The following is a 17990-nucleotide window of genomic DNA, read 5'->3' as shown; positions in this document are numbered from 1 at the left end:
GACTCTCCTTAACCACGCTTCAGCAGTACTTGACCGCCATGAGTTACTAGAAGTGCTTTTTGAATCTCATCTTCTTGATTGATCGCAAAGTTTTTCTCTTGATCAAACAAAGTTTCAACGAAATTAAATACATTACGTGCGTACAGTGCTGAAGCTTCGGTCGAAACTGTAGATGGAATATTTGGAATACCCAAAATAGTCACGCCATTGTCTGTGACAACATTTTCACCATTCTTGGAACCTTCAACGTTTCCGCCAGTTTCCACAGCCATGTCCAAAATGATTGAACCTGGTTTCATTTTTGCAACGGTTTCAGCCTTAATTAAGCGTGGAGCATCACGACCTGGCAACAACGCAGTTGTAATCACGATGTCTGCATTTGACACTGCTTTATCTACGATGACAGCTTGATCTTGAATGTACTGCTCACCAGGCATCCAGCCATAACCATTTTTAGCAGCATCGGCAGCCTTTTGCTTTTCTTCATCAGACATTGGAACGTCTAACCACTTTCCGCCCAATGATTCAACTTGGTCACGAGCAGTCGGTCGTAGATCTGTAGCTTCAACCACAGCACCTAAGCGTTTTGCTGTTGCAATTGCTTGAAGACCCGCAACCCCAACACCCATAATGACGACACGTGCTGGTTTAACTGTACCCGCAGCAGTCATCAGCATCGGGAACATTCGTTGATATTCCGCAGCAGCAAGAAGCACTGACTTATAACCTGCAAGGTTGGCTTGAGAGGACAATACATCCATATTTTGCGCACGTGAAAGTGTACGAGGCAAAAGCTCTAACGCAAATGCAGACACTTGTTGTGACGCAAATTGGTCAAGTTCAGTATTGCGATACGGGTCAAACATCGCCACGACGGTTGTACCCGCAGCAAGTTTTTGAATTTCGTCTCCTTGCGGTGAACGAACTTTCAGAATCATTTGACTGCCCGTATAGGCATCATCCGTGATCTTAGCGCCGACTTGTTCATAAGCACTGTCAATATACGCAGCTTTCTTACCAGCTCCACGTTCAATGACAATGCTATGACCAGCACTAATCAACTTTTTTACTGTCTCTGGCGTTGCAGCTACACGGTTTTCACCGATGACAGTTTCTTTTGGGATTCCAATCTGCATGAGCGTTCCTCAAGCTAATTTTTCTTTAAGTCAACATCGTCAATAAACGATGCTTCCCCCAGATGCGTTTGTTATGAATTTTTGGATTCTAATTGAACTTTTTTAAAATACCACCCAATATTTATTTAATAAATACCCATATTTTGAACTGATGATTCATAAATATAATTGTAAGATATACCTACTATTCAATTTATTGTATTTTTCCTGTAATACACATCCTGCATTTTTCATCATCCTTTGACTCCAGTTTGACCAATTGATCTTTTTTTCATCATATCTTTACTGTTTTTCATCAAAACTTGCTTCAATGGATTGGCATTTATGGCATTTTTTTATCTTTTTCTAGCGTATCCATTGTGGCTTAAATACGCTATAAAACAATAGATTTAACCTAAATATCATTCACAGTATTGGCATTTCTGACAATTTATAACTGTTTTTATCCTGCTTCAATTGGCTTTTTATGACATTTTTTTAGTCAAAAATGTAAGTCATTTTTCATTCCATTTTTTAATTTCATTAATAAAAAAAAGTACTTGGAATAAATAACCTCATTAACCTATATCCAAGTCAAAACCAATTACAAAAATTTTTACTCTTTTTCAATTTGCCATTTTGTCAATTAATAGTACCGAACACCATTCAGGTGAGTTGCTTATAAATTGCACCACTTTTGTGCAAAAAACAACACAACAATCTCAAACCGACAAAAACAAATTATTCCGCGTTGATTTTGATCAATTTTTATTCTAATACGAGCTCATTGCCGAGTAAAAAATTGCACAAAGTATTATTTCCTTGTGTAGTATTCCTTTTATTATGCAAATTCATTGCTTTTTTGCATTTCACCTGATGAAAAACAACATTTATACTGCTTGTTCAAATATACATGTCGAATGACGACATCGTTAATGCAGTCAAATTCATGAAATTTTCTATCTCTAGCACACAGCTTGGTTCAATTTTCGCACTGGGTGCAGCTTTCTTGTTTAGTACTAAAGCTATTTTTATTAAACAAGCCTATGCTTTATCGCCATTAGTCGATAGTACAGTCCTTATGGCTTTACGAATGGCAAGTGCATTACCCTTCTTTCTTCTATTATGTTGGTTCAACCGCCACCATAACAAAAACATCACACCTAGGGATTGGGGTTTATTGGTCGCTGCTGGTTTGATGGGGTATTATTTTTCAAGTTGGTTAGATTTTGCTGGCTTAATGTACATCAGTGCTTCACTTGAACGAATTATTTTATTCCTCTACCCCACACTGACTGTAATCGCCACAAGCTTTATTTATAAACAAAAGTTAAATCTTAGAACCATCATTGCAATTGCATTAAGCTATGGCGGAACCGTCATTGTGATGCTCCAAGAGCAAAGTACTGTGCCACATGAAGGAAACTTCTGGCTAGGTGTGAGTCTAGTCTTTGCCAGTGCCGTGTCCTTTGCCACTTATTTATTGATGACACCACGTTTGATTCAAAAGTTTGGCTCATGGAATTACACAGGTTTGGCTTTGAGTATTGCTTGTTTTGGTACTTTAACGCATTTTGCTATTGCGACACCTCACCCTATACAACTCCTCAATCAACTGCCGATGACCGTCATTTGGTATGGTATAGCCTTGGGTTTATTGGTTACTGTATTACCTACAATTTTAGTGGCTCAGAGTATTTCTCGCTTGGGAGCAGCACAAGCGGCAATGATTGGTTCAATTGGTCCCATTCTCACCATTATTTTGGCAGTTGCTTTGCTGGGTGAACATATGAATGCGATACAATGGTTTGGTTGCTTGTTGAATATCATCGGTGTCATGATGATCACCTTATCTAAAAAGAAACTTGCACACTAAGTTTTGTAAAAGTTTGGAAGAAATATGCATTTTAAAATTGTATCGCCAAGTGCGTGCGTAGATATTGAAAATATCAAATTGGCTCAAACTCATTTAGAACGCTTAGGTCATCAAGTCAGTTTAGGACAACATGTTTTTGCACAATACCGTTATTTGGCTGGTACGATCGAACAACGTGTAGAAGATTTAAAACAAGCTTGTTTAGATCCCACCGTTGATGCTGTTTGGTGTGGTCGTGGTGGTACAGGCGCTGCGATGTTATTACCCTTTTTAGGTGAATGGATTTTAAATAAGCCAATTATTGGTTATTCAGATACGACGGTATTATTAAATTATATCGCCATGCATGGCGGTCAAGCATTACATGCACCCGTGTTTCAAGAAATTGCGGTTAAGAACTTAGATAATTCACCATTATCTTATGATGCATTAAAAACCATTAGTCTATTAACTGCGGACTCTCACAAACAAAACCTGTATGCATTATCTGCTATAAATAGGTTTAATCAAAATCAAGTGCTTGAGAACTTACATATATTAGGGGGTAATCTGACAGTACTTTGTAGCTTACAAGGAACACCTCATGGTTTAGTGCTTGATCAACCGAGTGTCTTACTGATTGAAGATGTTGGTGAACCATATTATCGAATTGAACGCGCTTTCACTCAACTTCTGCAAAGTATTCATACATCAAACCTCAAAGCTGTGGTGTTAGGTGATTTTTATCAGTGTCCACAGAAAAACGTACCTCAAACAATTGCTGAGATTGTGGCAGAACACTTAGAAGCGCTCAACATTCCACTTTACCAATGTGATTGGTTTGGTCATGGTGCAGTCAACCGCCCTTTTTGGATTGGTCAGAAAGGAAAAATTACAGGTACTCAGTTAATCATTGGGTGAGGCTACATAAAACCGATTGAATCAAGTGGTATAAATAACGGAACTCAACACTGATCGTGATGTTCAATCTTGAAAAACCTTCATATTGATTAAATTGCTCATCACTTCCTGAAAATGAGCCCCTGCTGAAGTTTGTCCCAATTGATCATTTGGATTTCGTAAGGGGCATTGTTGCAAGGATAAGCAACCACAACCAATACATTTATCCAACTGTTGACGTAATTTCAGCAAATCCATAATTTTCTGATCCAATTGGGTTTGCCATGCTTGAGACATTTCCTGCCAATCGGACTTACTGGCAACTTTCTGACGAGGCAGTATCGCGAAGGCATCCTTGACTTGTTGCAAACTGATGCCGACTTGTTGTGCAATTTTAACAATCGCAACACGTCTTAACATTGCGCGCTGATAGCGTCTTTGATTCCCTTGCGTACGCGTACTCCAAATCAAATCTTTATCTTCATAAAAGCGAATCGCTGGTACGCTTACACCACTCCGTTGAGCAAGCTCGCCGATGGTCAACCATTGTCCCAAGTGCTTTTCCGCAAGCTGATTTTGCTCTTCATCAAGCATTTGAATCAAATTCTGTTGATCAATCTGTTTTGAATTTGTTTGCTCTGGCTGTTTTTGTTTCCCGCAATGATTTAATTTCAATTTTTGCTTGACCTACAGTTAACTTGAGCTTTGATACTAGCAAAAGTTTCCCATTGATAGAATGTTGACAATATGAATTCGAAATCAGATCTTCCACAAATCAAATCATTTCAGATGACCAACCCAAATACTCTTTATAATCCCACAGCATTTGCGTATAGTCATGTGGCTGAAGTGCGTCATTATTTACGTATTTTGCACATATCTGGACAAGGTGGTGAAAACCAACAAGGACAATTATCCAAAGATTTTGCGCAACAAGTTCATCAAGCTTTTATCAATCTGCAACACGCTTTACATGCAGTAGATGCATCATTAATGGATATTGCTGTTTTAAGAATACTCGTGGTCGATCATAGCCCTAAAAAACATCAGTTTTTAATTCAGGAAATGCAACAGCTTTGGAAAAATCAAAACTTTCCAGCTTGCACATTAATTCCTGTCCCGTGTCTTGCCTTACAAGGGATGCTCATTGAAATTGAAGCAACCGCTTATTGTATGTAACTTCGAGAACTAGGAAATTTTTATGAATGCTCAACTCGATATTAGCCAAAATAAAGCATTACTTTGGCTAATGGCGATTGCCTGTGGTTTATGCGCGGGAGCAAACTACTATAGCCAACCTTTAATCCACTCGATTCAACAATACTTTAATATGCCTGAATCGCAAGTTGCGCTTACTGTGACTTTTGCCCAAGTATCCTATGCGCTTGGGCTGTTATTCATTGTGCCTCTGGGTGATATTGTCAATAAAATTAAATTTATTCCGTGGCTGATGTTTTGTGCTGCCATTGGTTTATTGATGTGTGCATTTGCCATCAATCTTCCTATGCTTTGGGCAGGTACCATCATTACAGGTTTATTTTCTGTTGCTGCGCAAGTTCTCATCCCGCTTGCGACCATGGCGGTAAAACCTGAAAAAACGGGTGAAGTAGTTGGTTTCCTCATGAGTGGTCTCTTGGTGGGGTTATTGCTTTCAACCAGTCTTGCAGGCTTGTTGTCAAACTTATTTAACTGGAAACTGATTTATTTTGTTAGTGCGGTATTGATGCTCATTTTGGCTTATTTACTGAAAACTCGCCTACCCCATGTGCCTATTTTAAAAATGAGCTATGCTCGAATTTTTCATTCGATGGCTTTGCTACTTAAAGAAGAACGACGTTTAATTTACCGCGCCATTATTGGTGGTTTTGTTTTCGCAGCCATGAGTATTTTGTTTTCTACGATTGCCGTTTTACTGACCTCAGAACCCTTTAAACTGCCAGATGTATTGGTGGGTGTAGCCACATTGATTGGTGTATTTGGTGCTTTAGCAACTGCAAAGATTGGAAAAATCGCCGATCGAGGACATACCACAATTCTGACTTGGGTTGGAATCGCTGTCATGATTTTAAGTTGGGGACTACTCTATCTAGGGGGAACCAACTTAACTGCATACATTCTCGGCTATGGTCTTATTAGTTTTGGATTGGCTGTGGTACACACTAGCAATCAAAACATCATTTTCCGCCTACGCCCAGATGCAAAATCGCGAATCAATTCTATCTACATGACTGCCTATTTCACTGGGGGTGCATGTGGTTCAGCATTGGGCGTATATGCTTGGCATCACGGAGGCTGGACAATGACCTGCTTGGTTGGGCTAAGTTTAGTATTTGGAGCAGCACTGTTTTCTCTTTTAGATCGCCTATATCTCAATAGAGCACAGACCATTTAAAGCATTCTAAAATCAAAATCCTTCAAAATTTGGGGGATTTTGATTTTTTAAGAGACTTATTATTTTAATAAAAATACGGACACTAAAATCATTCTATTTGAATAATATTCACTGTAACTATTGTGTGAAAAAATCGATCATAATATATTCACATTAATAGTCTGCGATAAAATTCCAAAAAATGCGATGCACACAATTTAAATGGATATGCGGGTTACTATCTTGAAGCTATATGAATAAACAGTTGAGGAGCAGTAATTATACGGAAGATAAATCTCAGAACTTTAAAGAAATTTGTACAGGACAATCAATATTTTTGGGAAAAAACATCCAAATATCCATGATTATTCAAATTTAAAGTTGATACACTTTGGTCAAAATGATAACCCTGTCCTGTCTTTGTTAAAGCGTGATTGACGACATTTAAGTAAGTTTTTTCAACTCGCACAATAACCAACATTCATCCTCATAGATCAACCAAGAGTTTATCCCTTATGAAAAAAATACGATTAGCATGCTTACCGATCAGTTTTTTATGTACTTTTTCAAGCTTGGTCTTTGCTGCACCAATAGGAAATGAAAACTTATTATTAAGCCAAGCTTTTATAAACTGTGATAACAGTGCCCAAGGCATTATTGAACAGGCAGCTTGTCTAAAAGATGAGGAGGAACGTCAAGATAAGCAATTGAATAGTACCTATAAAAAATTACAATCGCATTTGAATGCTACCCAGAAAACGAAACTGGTTGCATCACAACGTATTTGGCTACAATCACGTCAAAGTGATGCTGAACTGGAAACAACGTTGTATGGTCAATCACAGCCAGACAACTTGCAAATTGAACTTAATGAGATACAACGTACAGCAGCCCGCACTGCACAATTGCAACGCTATCTGATTTTATTGCAATAATGCAAATCAAAGCATAGAAATACTCAAGAACGAACATCGAGATCAAGATAAAACTAAAGGTTAAACATATGAAAAAATTTAAAAGTACTACATTATTGTTTATCTCTCTTCTTCCTTTTGCTGCTTTTGCCGATGATGAAATGTCTCATCCTCTTCCAGATGATTCTTATATTCATGCCAAATTAAGCAGCAGTTATGCTCAATGTATCAAGCAAAGTGGTGCTGTAACATTTGAAATGCAAAGCTGTATGGACCAAGAATATGCTCAACATAAGAACCGCGTTGAACAGGCCTTTGCCAAAATCATCAGTCGTCCAGACAGTGTGAAAAAAGACCAACAGATGGATGAGATCGCAGCATGGTGGGAAAACACCAACAAGTATTGTAATTGGGATCCTAAAACCGAAGGACAGGGACAAATGTTAGATGCACAGTCTTGCCGCCTGAACCGTATAGCTAATCTTGCGGATAAACTCAGCCACTATTGAGTCTCATAAATTAAAACGAATACTAATCAGTATTGTAGACAGGATTTCGCTCTAAAATCTTAAAATATTTTTGCTCAAATACTTCGGAGTTTAACCGACCATTTGCAGAATGCCTTCTGATTTGATTGAAATAAACTTCAATCTATTCAAACAAGACTGAATTTTTTTGTTGTAGCAAATATGCTTAGCATCACGGAGGCTGGACAATAACCTGCTTGGTTAGACTAAGTTTAGTATTTAGAGCAACGCTGTTTTCTCTTTTAGATCATCTTTATATCGATAAAATCCAATCTGCTTAAAAAGATCTATGTAACAATCCCTCATGTGTTAGAGGGCTTGTTTTCTTTCAATTCATGACACTTGTAATAATGGATAAAATGGCGTATCCAAATCAAAATTTTGAGGATTTTCCAAAATAATATGCATACTTGCCGGGATTACGGCAATCAAGATATTACAACTGTCTTGTAGCAATTTGCGATTCATCGAACTGTTATAGGTTGCTCCACCCAAAATAATTTGATGTTGTAAAGTCAATAAACGTTGAAAAACAATCTCTAATAATGTGATCGAATCCTGAGCCTGTCGTGCTTCCGTTGCACGCTTTTTTTCTGCAATAAATGCTTGCTTCCATGCTTTCTGATTTATTTTCTGATTTTGATCATCCCAAAAATTTTGAAATGTATAAGGACTTTCAATCAGTCGAGCAATTGCATCATGACATCTATCCCATACAATATGCTGAATTTTTTGCTCTCGATCAAATCGCACTATACCGCTGAAAAATTGACTAAAATCTTGCTCACCGTCTTTGATTTTAACCAATTGTGGTGTGATTGCACTTAAAGCAATCCATAAACTGATGAATTTCAAATCAAGATCGCTTTCCAAAATCACAGCTTTTTTGAGCCAGCTCAAGCCGCGATGTATACGTAAATTGAATTGCTCAGAATTTTCCGCTTTTTTACTTTTATAAACTTCTTCTAAAACCAACATCCCCAATACCTTAGATTATTTTTTTTGATGATTTACCTTACGCAATGACAGTGTTGTGAGCAAGTGATTTCAAACTGCTTATAAAATTAAATTTTATGCAAATTAAAAAATGTATTTTTTCTAATCCAAATTAATTTGATCGTCAGTTTTACAAATCTTACGCTAATTTATTTTTTGAGGTTTCATTTATTTCTGATTTTTGATTTTTCTATATTTGATTTAGCTCAATCATAAATTGAGCTATTTAGAGGAATCCATTAAATGAAAGGCTAAATTTCAAAATTTGTAAATAAACATCATGTTGAGTAGGTTTTTCCACTTACCACCATCACCAGTAGCAAGCGAGCTAGCTGTTCCCCCAATAAACGGATCATTTTTGCTCATCATATATTCAGTATATAAAGTGATCTTCTTATAATCCCATTCCACACCCAAAATATTGCGCTTAGAATCATCGAAGTCCTTTTCTTTCTTATTAAATCCACTAAATACCATATATGGCGTTATATTGAATGAGTCCCATACATTCTTAAAAGCATAGCTGGAGTTAACCGTATAGAAGAAGCCTTTATTTGCAATGTCATATTCACCATCATATGAACCAAAAGTTGAACTATAAGGACTGAAAAGATCTTTATTGTTAATTGATTGCTTACCTCCTGTGAGCATCACATTTAAATTTTTATAGCGAATACGATTAAAGAGTGCCCAAGAATTTCTTGCACCATCATCAACAATTTTCTTATTTTCAATTTCTGAATACCAATAACTTCCACCTACTGATACTTTAAGGTCCTCGGTCGTTAAAAATTTAAGGTCTTGATCAACTCGTACGAGCCACATATTTTTCTCATTCAGATTTGTCTTCATCAAATCAGCTGATTTCACCATATTTGCAGTATAACGGGCAGCATCCTTACTTTTTCCATAATAATTTCCGCCATCAGCTACAAAATAAGCCAAATCAACCTTTGTGAATGAGGGCAACTCAAAATGGTAGTTAACACCTAAATTCATCGTATCTTGAAGTCCCATTGTTGTATTGATTCCTTCATAGAAACTACTGTCCCAAAATTGTCCTGGGCCAAAAGGAATCGGCTGTAAACCAACTTTAAGATTGTCTGTTGAGTTTAAATGATAGCCAGCATTGGCTTGTACCAATGTGGAAAAATCACATAAGGTATCAAATTGATAACAGCGATATTGAAAATTACCGAATATGTTGGGAGAGCTATAGCCAATATTTAAAATATCTGTATTAAATTTTATTTTTTGATCCGAAGCCTTATTCTCAAAGTTATTTTCTTGATAACTTGCTCGTAGTTCGCCAGAAACAGTTAACTTAGAATCTTTATCCTTATTCTCAAATTCCATCGTAGCATTTGCAAGTAAAGGCACATTTAAAAGTAGTGTGAATATCGTATATTTAAACAAATCATGTCTCATAAAATCATCCTTGATTATCATTTTATTAACAGGTCAGTAGACCTTAAATACTGAAAAAATTAAAAAAAAACTAAAAACCATTATTCATTGCAAAGGCCAAAAGATGGCGATCACTTTTCTTTGCACCAATGATCTGAATACCAATCGGCATTTTATTTTCATAACATATCGGAACATTGATTACAGGATTTCCCAAAAAATTCCATATATTGGTCAGGCTAAGTAAAGCTGATTTAATATTTATAAAAGCACCATTTAAATACAAATCTTTTTGATACAGATCAGTGGCTTGTATCGGCAATGTCGGCATGATGAGGTAATCGTACTGATCAAAAATTTTAGCAAGGTCTTCTTGGTACTTTTTTTGAAAATCTAATGCGTTCACATACTCCCAGCCTTTGGTTTGTTTGGCTTGTAGCAACCTCTCCAACACATCTTTCTGAAATAACTCTGGAGAATGCTCTACTTGATGATGATGGACGGTATATGCCTCGCTATTTTGAATAGCATAAAAATAGCGATGGATATCTTTGAAATTCGTTAAAACACTCAATACTTCATCAATTTGATTGTTCCAAAGTGAAAAAACTTGCTGCTTTAATTTCTGATATAAAGGGTAATCATAGTTTTCAATAAAATTATCAATGGATACCCAACCTAATTTTGGTGATTTCGTTGCTAACGTATTGGAGGCAAATTTATGATTTTGTTTACAATTTCCCTGTTTTAATAAACAAACAACCAAATCAATCTCTTGAGCACTTTTTGCTAATATGCCTAAATGATCTAAGCTTTTAGACAAAGGGAAAACACCTTTCATTGAAAATTGCTGATAAGTCGGTTTAAAGCCCACAACTCCTGTTAAGCTTGCAGGTATACGAATCGAGCCGCCTGTATCTGTCCCAATTGCAATAGGTACAAGTCCAGCGGCAACCGCTACAGCACTACCACAACTAGATCCACCTGAAATTTTTGCAAGGTCCCATGGGTTTTTTGTCGCACCATGTACAGAAATATCCCCTGTTGGTCCATAAGCAAACTCATGCGTGTTGGTTTTTCCAATAATCACCGCGCCTAAAGCTTTAAGTTTTTGCACACATTCAGCATCGACTTCGGGTAAATAGTTTTTGAAAAAATTGGAGCCCATAGAAGTTATAAGTTGAGCAGTCTCAATATTATCCTTGATCGCAATCGGTATACCCTGTAACGGGCCAAGATCTATTCCTTGATTAAAAAGTTCATCTGCATATTCGGCTTGTTGTATCGCATATTCATCATCGATATAACAAAATGCATTTAACGCTTTATGCTGATTGATAGACTTTAAACTGTGCTGTGTAAGTGCTTTAGCAGTAATTTCTTTTGACCTAAGCATATTCGCAATTTGCTCAACATCAAGTTCAGAAAAATAGCCTTTTACTGGACACATTAACATTACAACTCCTTATATAAAAATATAGATTCAGGAAACCAGATGAATTGTTCCCAAAGCCAAGAGCGATGTAATTGCCATGGAAATCACATTGCCAATATATGGATGTTGGTATTTAGGAAGCTTCTTTGAAATAAAAGCAGCTAAAGGTGGGGCAACGCATGCACCAATAAATGCACCTAAAATAATGGAGCTTAGACTTCCACCGAAGACTAAAACAGAGACTGGAGCAACTGAAGAAATCGGAATATATGTCGGATACCATCCATATTTTTCCCATTTACTTTTCCATAGAATAACTGCCGTCAGTGCAGCTAACATTTGACTAATTAATATGTTTCCAATCAGCCCACTTCCATATGCAATACTTAAAGGGTTCAGATAAATTGCCAACAAAGCGCCAATGATTAAGCCTAATCCAGCCCATTCATTTGCAATAAATTGAGATTCAGAGAAGTCAGCAAGTGCTCGTCTTACAACCCAAAATGGATTTGTATCCTTTCGTTCAATCTTTTCTTCTTCTTCGATTGGTTCTTGTTTTTTTGTTTCTGTTTCTTGGACTAAACAACTTAAATTGAATTTTTTGAAAATAATAAATCCGATTAAGCTACCAATTGCCATACCTAAAACGTTACCAATAATACTTGGTAAATTTAAAGGGATACATACATAGTTGACGATGATGAGCGAAGAAGGTGTTACGAATAATGCACCAGCAACTGCACCAATCATTGCTATTTTAAAACCACGCCCATACATCAGTACCGTCGCAGCTGGTAATGATACAAAAGTAACAAATGTGGGCTGCCACGAGTTACTTTCAATAATCGTCCATCCCCAAATGATATTACTCAGAATCAAACTTAAACTTGAACTCAATAAAATCCATGGAAACAGACCCGTCCCATAACTTAATTTGAACCCTTGCCATTTAGAACTGAATTTTGAAAAAAAGTAAGCAATCACTGAACCCATTAACAACCCAAGTGAAGCTAATTCGCTTTTATAAAATTGAGCCTCACTTATATCGCCCAGCCCCCACCTTAACCAAGTTAAGGCGGATGTCGGTGGTTGCATTGTTAAGTAATTATCCCAAACTTGGATTGAGCTTCTTTCTATCCATCCAACAATGATTATTGTCGACAGCATCATCAAAACAGCTAAAACAATATCAATCCCTTGATAATTTTTCATAGATCCCTCCTCATACATTAGCGAGGGAAAATATTGTGAGATTTATAACCTAACATCTCATCATAGATGTCAGTTCGTCTATCTCGGATTAGGTCATTATGCTTGTTCCAAATCGGCGCACCACGAGCAGCAACCAAATCAATATCTGCATATAGAATCATTTCTTTTTCTGCATCTGCAACACCCGCGATTGGCCAACCATTGGTGCCTGCAATTAATGAACATCCAAGAAAACGTTCACCTCTATCAGTTCCAACTCGATTTGCAGCAGCAATGTAGACATTATTCACATGCGCGGCAGTCATGGTGAGATATGAAGCCATACACTTACCACTTTCATCAAATAATGGAGGCGGTGTCCAAACCCAATTATTTACACTGCAAATAATATCCGCACCTTGTTGGGTTAATATTCTTGGAACTTCTGGAAACCAAATATCCCAACAAATTAACATCCCAATTCTTCCAATTGGTGTTTCAAACACAGGGAAGCCTGTATCACCAGGCGTAAACCAAAGTTTTTCAAGATTCCATAAATGTGCCTTGCGATATTTTCCAATAAGCCCATCAGGTCCGATTAAAACGGAAGTATCAAAAAGACGAACACCCTCTCTTTCTGCAATTCCTGAAACTAAATAAATTGAATGCTTACGTGCAAAATCTTGCCAGACTTGAATACTTGGTCCATTTGGAATTTCCTCTGCGTGATCAAATGCCTCTTTTCTATTTGTAAATAAATAGCCTGTATTTGCCAACTCAGGCATGACGATAAGATTTGCACCATTGTTGACAGCCTGAAGCGCCAAATCTAACCCATGGCGTAAATTCCTTTCTCTATTTTCCATACCCACTTGTGGATCAAATTGTATGACTGCCACTTTTACTGGGCTAACTGAAGTTTCTTCCATGTCCTTACCTCATTGATTATCCAAACCAACCCAAACGTTTGGGTTGTGTTAAAAACTTAACCCAAACGTTTGCTCTTGTCAAATTTTAAACAATAATCCAATAATTTCTCTAACTTTTGAGGGAGAAAATGTTAAAATGTTGCTACTTGTTATTGTGGTTTCATATGAATCGATCAAATAAAAATGTAACTTTAAAATTTCTGTCAAAAGAACTCGGCTTACATGTTTCTACAGTCTCAAGAATACTGAACGGCTCTATGGATGATGCCAGTTCCGCAGCAGCCCCAGAAACCATAGAAAAAGTAAAAAAATTAGCAGCCGATTTAAACTACCGACCAAATACTTTAGCAAAAAGTTTACAGAGCCAGAAAACCAATGTAATTGGGGTTTTAGTTCCAAAATTATCAGATCTTGTTTTAGCAAATATTTATGAAGGCATTGATGCTGCCGCCACGCAAAATAATTATTTTACATTTGTTTCCAATACTAATGATCTGCCGATCAACCAAAAAAAATTGGGTGAAATGGCCCTTTCTAGAAAAGTGGATGGTTTAATCATTGCTGATGCACATACAGGAACTGAAGATTCACATCAGTTTTTCAATGAATTAATAGCACGAGATATTCCATTTGTGCTTGTAAGCCGTAGTTTAGAAAACTTTACCTCTGTTACCTGTGATGATTATCTTGGTGGAAGCTTAGCAGCAGAACATTTAATCACTGAGGGTCATCGTCGGATTGCTATTATTTCGGGTGAAGCTTTTGCCAGTACTGGTCTATTACGAACCAAAGGATTCAAAGACTATAGTTCCAGCAAAAATATAGTGATTCCAGATGACTACATCATTAATTGCGGTTTTGATGTTGACTCTGGCTATCAAGCTGGACTTGAAATTCTATCCAAAAATGAATTGCCCACAGCAATTTTCACAGTGAATGATTTTATTGCGATTGGTGTAATGGGGGCAATCAAGGACAAGGGTTATATTCCCGGAAAAGATATTGCAGTCGTCGGGTTTAATAATATTTCTTTAACAGCTCAACTTCCTATTCCACTTACAACGATAGCTTCACCAATGTCCGAAATGGGATTTACGGCGATGGAATTATTATTAAAAAAGATAAATAAAGAACAAGTTGACTCTATAAAATTACGTCCAAAATTAATCAAAAGAAATAGTACTCTAGATTATTTAGTTGAATAATTTCAAGGGGCTTTGTTGTGTAAAAATTTCACGATTACCTATTAATAAATAAATCAATTAAAATCAATACCTTAAAATAAAAATCAATACTTACCCGATGAGCTTTAAGCTTTTATATAAATCTTTAGAAGATTTAGTAATTCATTAACTTTGTACTTTTGAATGGCTTTGTTGCATAAAGACTACTTAAATATCTGATTTAAAAGGTTTTCAGTGTTTTTTGATCTGAAATTAATTTTATTAAAATCAATTTCTTACGTATTTATGCAACAAAGCCTTTTTGAATCACAAATAACCTTCCAATCATGAAAAAACATAGATGCCACTATATTGAGTTAATGTTAAGCATATACCCCTCACTCAGCGAAAGATTTTTATCATCTTTCATCTAAGCAAAAAAAATCACTGCTTTGTTTACAGCGCAAGAGTGAAGCATCACCTACACAAATCTATTTAAACTTTAGATGTAAAGCATGGCATTGAAAGCTTTATATCATCAAACAAAATCCTCTTAAGATTAATCTTATTGATTATGAAAAATTATATTTTGCTATATGAATTGCTCAACAGATTAATGATAAAACTCCAGATTGTCATAGTTTGCTCAATATCCAAAATTCACAACACAATAACAACAAGTTAAGTAAAATCACCACTTAATGATCTTTTTTTTAAAAAATACATTTTATATTATTCTTAATAAAATATTGATAATGATAAAAAAATGACAAAAAAATAAAAAATAATTTATTTTTTAATCGTACATTATTTACTCTTTTGATTTTTTAACTTAAGATTAAATAAATTAAAAAATGTATATATTATTAAAATATACAATTATCAGGAGAGTGGCATGGATGACGCAATTTCCTTATCACAGCAATATGCACAAGGAATAACCGATCCAATTCAAGAGCTGGAAAGAGCGTTTGATGTTATACAACAGGTAAATGACAGCACTTTTATTTCCTTAAGCATAGAACGTGCTTATCGAGAAGCACACGCTTCGACTGAACGTTGGAAAGCCCATGCACCGTTATCTCTATTTGATGGTGTTCCCATTGCGTGGAAAGACCTTTTTGATGTGCAAGGAACTGTGACCACAGCAGGTTCAAAAACTCGAGTGCATCATGCCGTTGCACAGCAAGATGCAGATGGCGTCATGCAATTGACTCGTATGGGTATGGTCAATCTGGGAAAAACCAATTTGACTGAATTTGCTTACTCTGGGTTAGGTTTAAACCCACACTTTGGCACACCTAAGAATGTGGTTGATCCACGATGTATTCCTGGGGGATCATCATCTGGCGCAGCAACATCTGTAGGACAAAAAATTGTCCCTATTTCTATGGGTACGGATACCGCAGGTTCAATTCGGATTCCTGCATCCTTTAATGGCTTAGTGGGTTATCGAAGTAGCAGTTCACGTTATAGTAAAAAAGGCGTTTTTCCTCTTGCCGCAAGCTTAGATAGCGTAGGTCCAATCAGTCGTAGTGTTCGTGACTGTATTGTTTTAGATCAGCTTATGCTTGGACAAATTCAGTCAAATATCCCCTCTCAACCCCAATCAAGAAAGATGCAAATCTATGTCGATTTAGACATGCTTAACCACCCAAGCGTTCAGGATTGTGTGAAGCATAATTTCTTGCAAACGATTGAAATACTTCAACAAGCAGATATCGGTGTGGTGTATAAACGCATAGGTGCATTTGATCAAGCACAAACCCTGATTGACTCAGGTCAATGGCTAGGTGCTGCTGAGGCATATACCTTACATGAAGCCTTATTACACAGTGATCAAGCCGAATTCATGGATCAGCGGGTAAGAAAACGCCTGCTTTCGGCAAAAGATACCTTGGCTTCTAGCCAAATCCATCTTTATCAAATGGCACAGCATTTAAAAGCAAGCTTAAAAACAGAACTGGCTGAAGGATATTTACTGACGCCAACTACTGCACATACTGCACCTGAACTTGCACCTTTAGAGGTAGATGAAGCCTTATTTATCCAAACAAATCTCAACACGCTTAGATTAACCATGCCCGGCAGTTATTTAGATATGCCAAGTATCTCACTTCCGAATGGAACCGACTCAAATGGGCGCTCTACAGCAATTTTACTCTCAAGCTACAGTGGTAATGATCAAAGTCTTTTATCTGCCGCCCTGAGTATTGAACATATTCTTCACAACAATGATTAGCACAATCATTTTAGTTCCACCAAACACTTAACTTTATTTTATTGAGGATGATGACATGGCTAAAAAGGAAATCTTAGTTTCATTTGGAGTTGACGTTGATGCAGTCGCTGGTTGGCTAGGGTCTTATGGCGGTGAAGACTCGCCAGATGATATTTCACGAGGCTTGTTTGCAGGTGAAGTCGGGTCAATACGTTTACTGAATCTATTTAAAAAGTATGGTTTAAAAACCACTTGGTTTATTCCAGGGCACTCTGTAGAAACATTCCCTGAACAAATGAAAGCCGTTGTAGATGCTGGACATGAAATTGGTATGCATGGTTATAGCCATGAAAATCCAATTGCGATGACACCTGAACAAGAGGAAGCAGTGCTGGATAAAGCAATTGCGCTCATTACTGAATTATCGGGCAAACGTCCAACAGGATATGTCGCACCATGGTGGGAATTCAGTAATGTTACCAACGAACTTTTGTTAAAAAAAGGCATCAAATATGACCATAGTTTGATGCATAACGATTTCACACCTTATTACGTTCGTGTGGGTGATTCGTGGACCAAAATTGATTATAGCCAACAGCCTGAAACATGGATGAAACCATTACTTCGTGGTGAGGAAACAGACTTGATTGAGATTCCTGCCAATTGGTATCTCGATGATTTACCCCCGATGATGTTTATTAAAAAATCTCCAAATAGTCATGGTTTTGTCAATCCTCGTGATATCGAACAAATGTGGAAAGACCAATTTGACTGGGTCTATCGAGAAATGGATTATGCCGTTTTCCCGATTACCCTACACCCAGACGTTTCTGGTCGACCACAGGTTTTATTGATGTTGGAACGTCTGATTGAACACTTCAAAGCCCACGATGGGGTGAAATTCGTCACCATGGATGAAATTGCAAACGACTTCGCGCAGCGCTGTCCTCGCAAAGGTTAAAAATT

General features: G+C 36.9%; 16 protein-coding genes and 1 pseudogene. 9 read left to right on the top strand and 8 right to left on the bottom strand.

Annotated elements, in window-relative coordinates:
- Positions 1-8 precede the first annotated feature (8 nt).
- Entirely contained in the window at positions 9-1136 is a 1128-nt protein-coding gene (locus I9192_RS03660) for a Re/Si-specific NAD(P)(+) transhydrogenase subunit alpha (protein ID WP_004827733.1), read from the bottom strand.
- Between the two features lie 928 nt (positions 1137-2064).
- Here I9192_RS03660 and I9192_RS03655 point away from each other — a divergent pair.
- Positions 2065-2991 (top strand): DMT family transporter, encoded by a 927-nt coding sequence (locus tag I9192_RS03655; protein WP_010590755.1) that lies wholly within the window; start codon positions 2065-2067, stop codon positions 2989-2991.
- 24 nt (positions 2992-3015) lie between these two features.
- Positions 3016-3891: a S66 peptidase family protein gene (locus I9192_RS03650; protein WP_005030977.1), complete on the top strand. Its 876-nt coding sequence runs from the start codon at positions 3016-3018 to the stop codon at positions 3889-3891.
- Positions 3892-3954: 63 nt separating this feature from the next.
- On the opposite strand, the gene soxR is transcribed toward I9192_RS03650, so the two are convergent.
- Positions 3955-4545, bottom strand: a complete 591-nt coding sequence (gene soxR / locus I9192_RS03645) for a redox-sensitive transcriptional activator SoxR (protein ID WP_151800947.1) — start codon at positions 4543-4545, stop codon at positions 3955-3957.
- 72 nt (positions 4546-4617) lie between these two features.
- Here soxR and I9192_RS03640 point away from each other — a divergent pair, with 72 nt between their 5' ends.
- From I9192_RS03640 to I9192_RS03625, 4 genes are all read left to right on the top strand, one after another.
- The gene (locus tag I9192_RS03640) at positions 4618-5049 is read left to right on the top strand and encodes a RidA family protein (protein WP_004827725.1); all 432 of its coding nucleotides are present in this window, start codon (positions 4618-4620) and stop codon (positions 5047-5049) included.
- 22 nt (positions 5050-5071) lie between these two features.
- On the top strand, positions 5072-6262 hold the full coding sequence (locus tag I9192_RS03635; RefSeq protein WP_058967299.1) for an MFS transporter: 1191 nt from the start codon (positions 5072-5074) through the stop codon (positions 6260-6262).
- Between the two features lie 494 nt (positions 6263-6756).
- Positions 6757-7176 carry a lysozyme inhibitor LprI family protein gene (locus I9192_RS03630; RefSeq protein WP_121775394.1) on the top strand — a complete coding sequence of 140 codons (420 nt, stop codon included), beginning with the start codon at positions 6757-6759 and terminating at the stop codon, positions 7174-7176.
- A gap of 68 nt (positions 7177-7244) precedes the next feature.
- Positions 7245-7664 (top strand): hypothetical protein, encoded by a 420-nt coding sequence (locus I9192_RS03625; protein ID WP_042089546.1) that lies wholly within the window; start codon positions 7245-7247, stop codon positions 7662-7664.
- Between the two features lie 22 nt (positions 7665-7686).
- Here the strand turns inward: I9192_RS03625 and I9192_RS22230 are convergent.
- From I9192_RS22230 to I9192_RS03600, 6 genes and pseudogenes are all read right to left on the bottom strand, one after another.
- A pseudogene (locus I9192_RS22230) lies at positions 7687-7836 on the bottom strand (IS3 family transposase); the annotation flags it as partial.
- A 179-nt stretch (positions 7837-8015) separates the two neighbouring features.
- Positions 8016-8660: a HEPN domain-containing protein gene (locus I9192_RS03620; protein ID WP_151800946.1), complete on the bottom strand. Its 645-nt coding sequence runs from the start codon at positions 8658-8660 to the stop codon at positions 8016-8018.
- A 276-nt stretch (positions 8661-8936) separates the two neighbouring features.
- Positions 8937-10106, bottom strand: coding sequence for a hypothetical protein (locus I9192_RS03615; protein WP_200150098.1), 1170 nt, complete (start codon positions 10104-10106; stop codon positions 8937-8939).
- A 70-nt stretch (positions 10107-10176) separates the two neighbouring features.
- Positions 10177-11541 carry an amidase gene (locus I9192_RS03610; protein WP_151712720.1) on the bottom strand — a complete coding sequence of 455 codons (1365 nt, stop codon included), beginning with the start codon at positions 11539-11541 and terminating at the stop codon, positions 10177-10179.
- Positions 11542-11568: 27 nt separating this feature from the next.
- Positions 11569-12732, bottom strand: coding sequence for a hypothetical protein (locus tag I9192_RS03605; RefSeq protein ID WP_004827707.1), 1164 nt, complete (start codon positions 12730-12732; stop codon positions 11569-11571).
- 17 nt (positions 12733-12749) lie between these two features.
- Positions 12750-13640 carry a nitrilase family protein gene (locus tag I9192_RS03600; RefSeq protein ID WP_100884532.1) on the bottom strand — a complete coding sequence of 297 codons (891 nt, stop codon included), beginning with the start codon at positions 13638-13640 and terminating at the stop codon, positions 12750-12752.
- A 164-nt stretch (positions 13641-13804) separates the two neighbouring features.
- On the opposite strand from I9192_RS03600, the gene I9192_RS03595 reads away from it, so the two are divergent.
- The 3 genes from I9192_RS03595 (at position 13805) to I9192_RS03585 (ending at position 17985) form a co-directional block, all read left to right on the top strand.
- Complete coding sequence (locus I9192_RS03595; protein WP_227567124.1) at positions 13805-14845, top strand: LacI family DNA-binding transcriptional regulator; 1041 nt, start codon at positions 13805-13807, stop codon at positions 14843-14845.
- Positions 14846-15698: 853 nt separating this feature from the next.
- The gene (locus tag I9192_RS03590; protein WP_005030981.1) at positions 15699-17045 is read left to right on the top strand and encodes an amidase family protein; all 1347 of its coding nucleotides are present in this window, start codon (positions 15699-15701) and stop codon (positions 17043-17045) included.
- A 55-nt stretch (positions 17046-17100) separates the two neighbouring features.
- The gene (locus I9192_RS03585) at positions 17101-17985 is read left to right on the top strand and encodes a polysaccharide deacetylase family protein (protein ID WP_004827699.1); all 885 of its coding nucleotides are present in this window, start codon (positions 17101-17103) and stop codon (positions 17983-17985) included.
- The last annotated feature ends 5 nt before the right edge of the window (positions 17986-17990 follow it).

Origin of the sequence: Acinetobacter bereziniae (assembly GCF_016576965.1) — a bacterium.
GTDB lineage: Bacteria > Pseudomonadota > Gammaproteobacteria > Pseudomonadales > Moraxellaceae > Acinetobacter > Acinetobacter bereziniae.
Note: the sequence above shows the minus strand (reverse complement) of the source record. Positions and strands in the feature narration are given on the sequence as shown.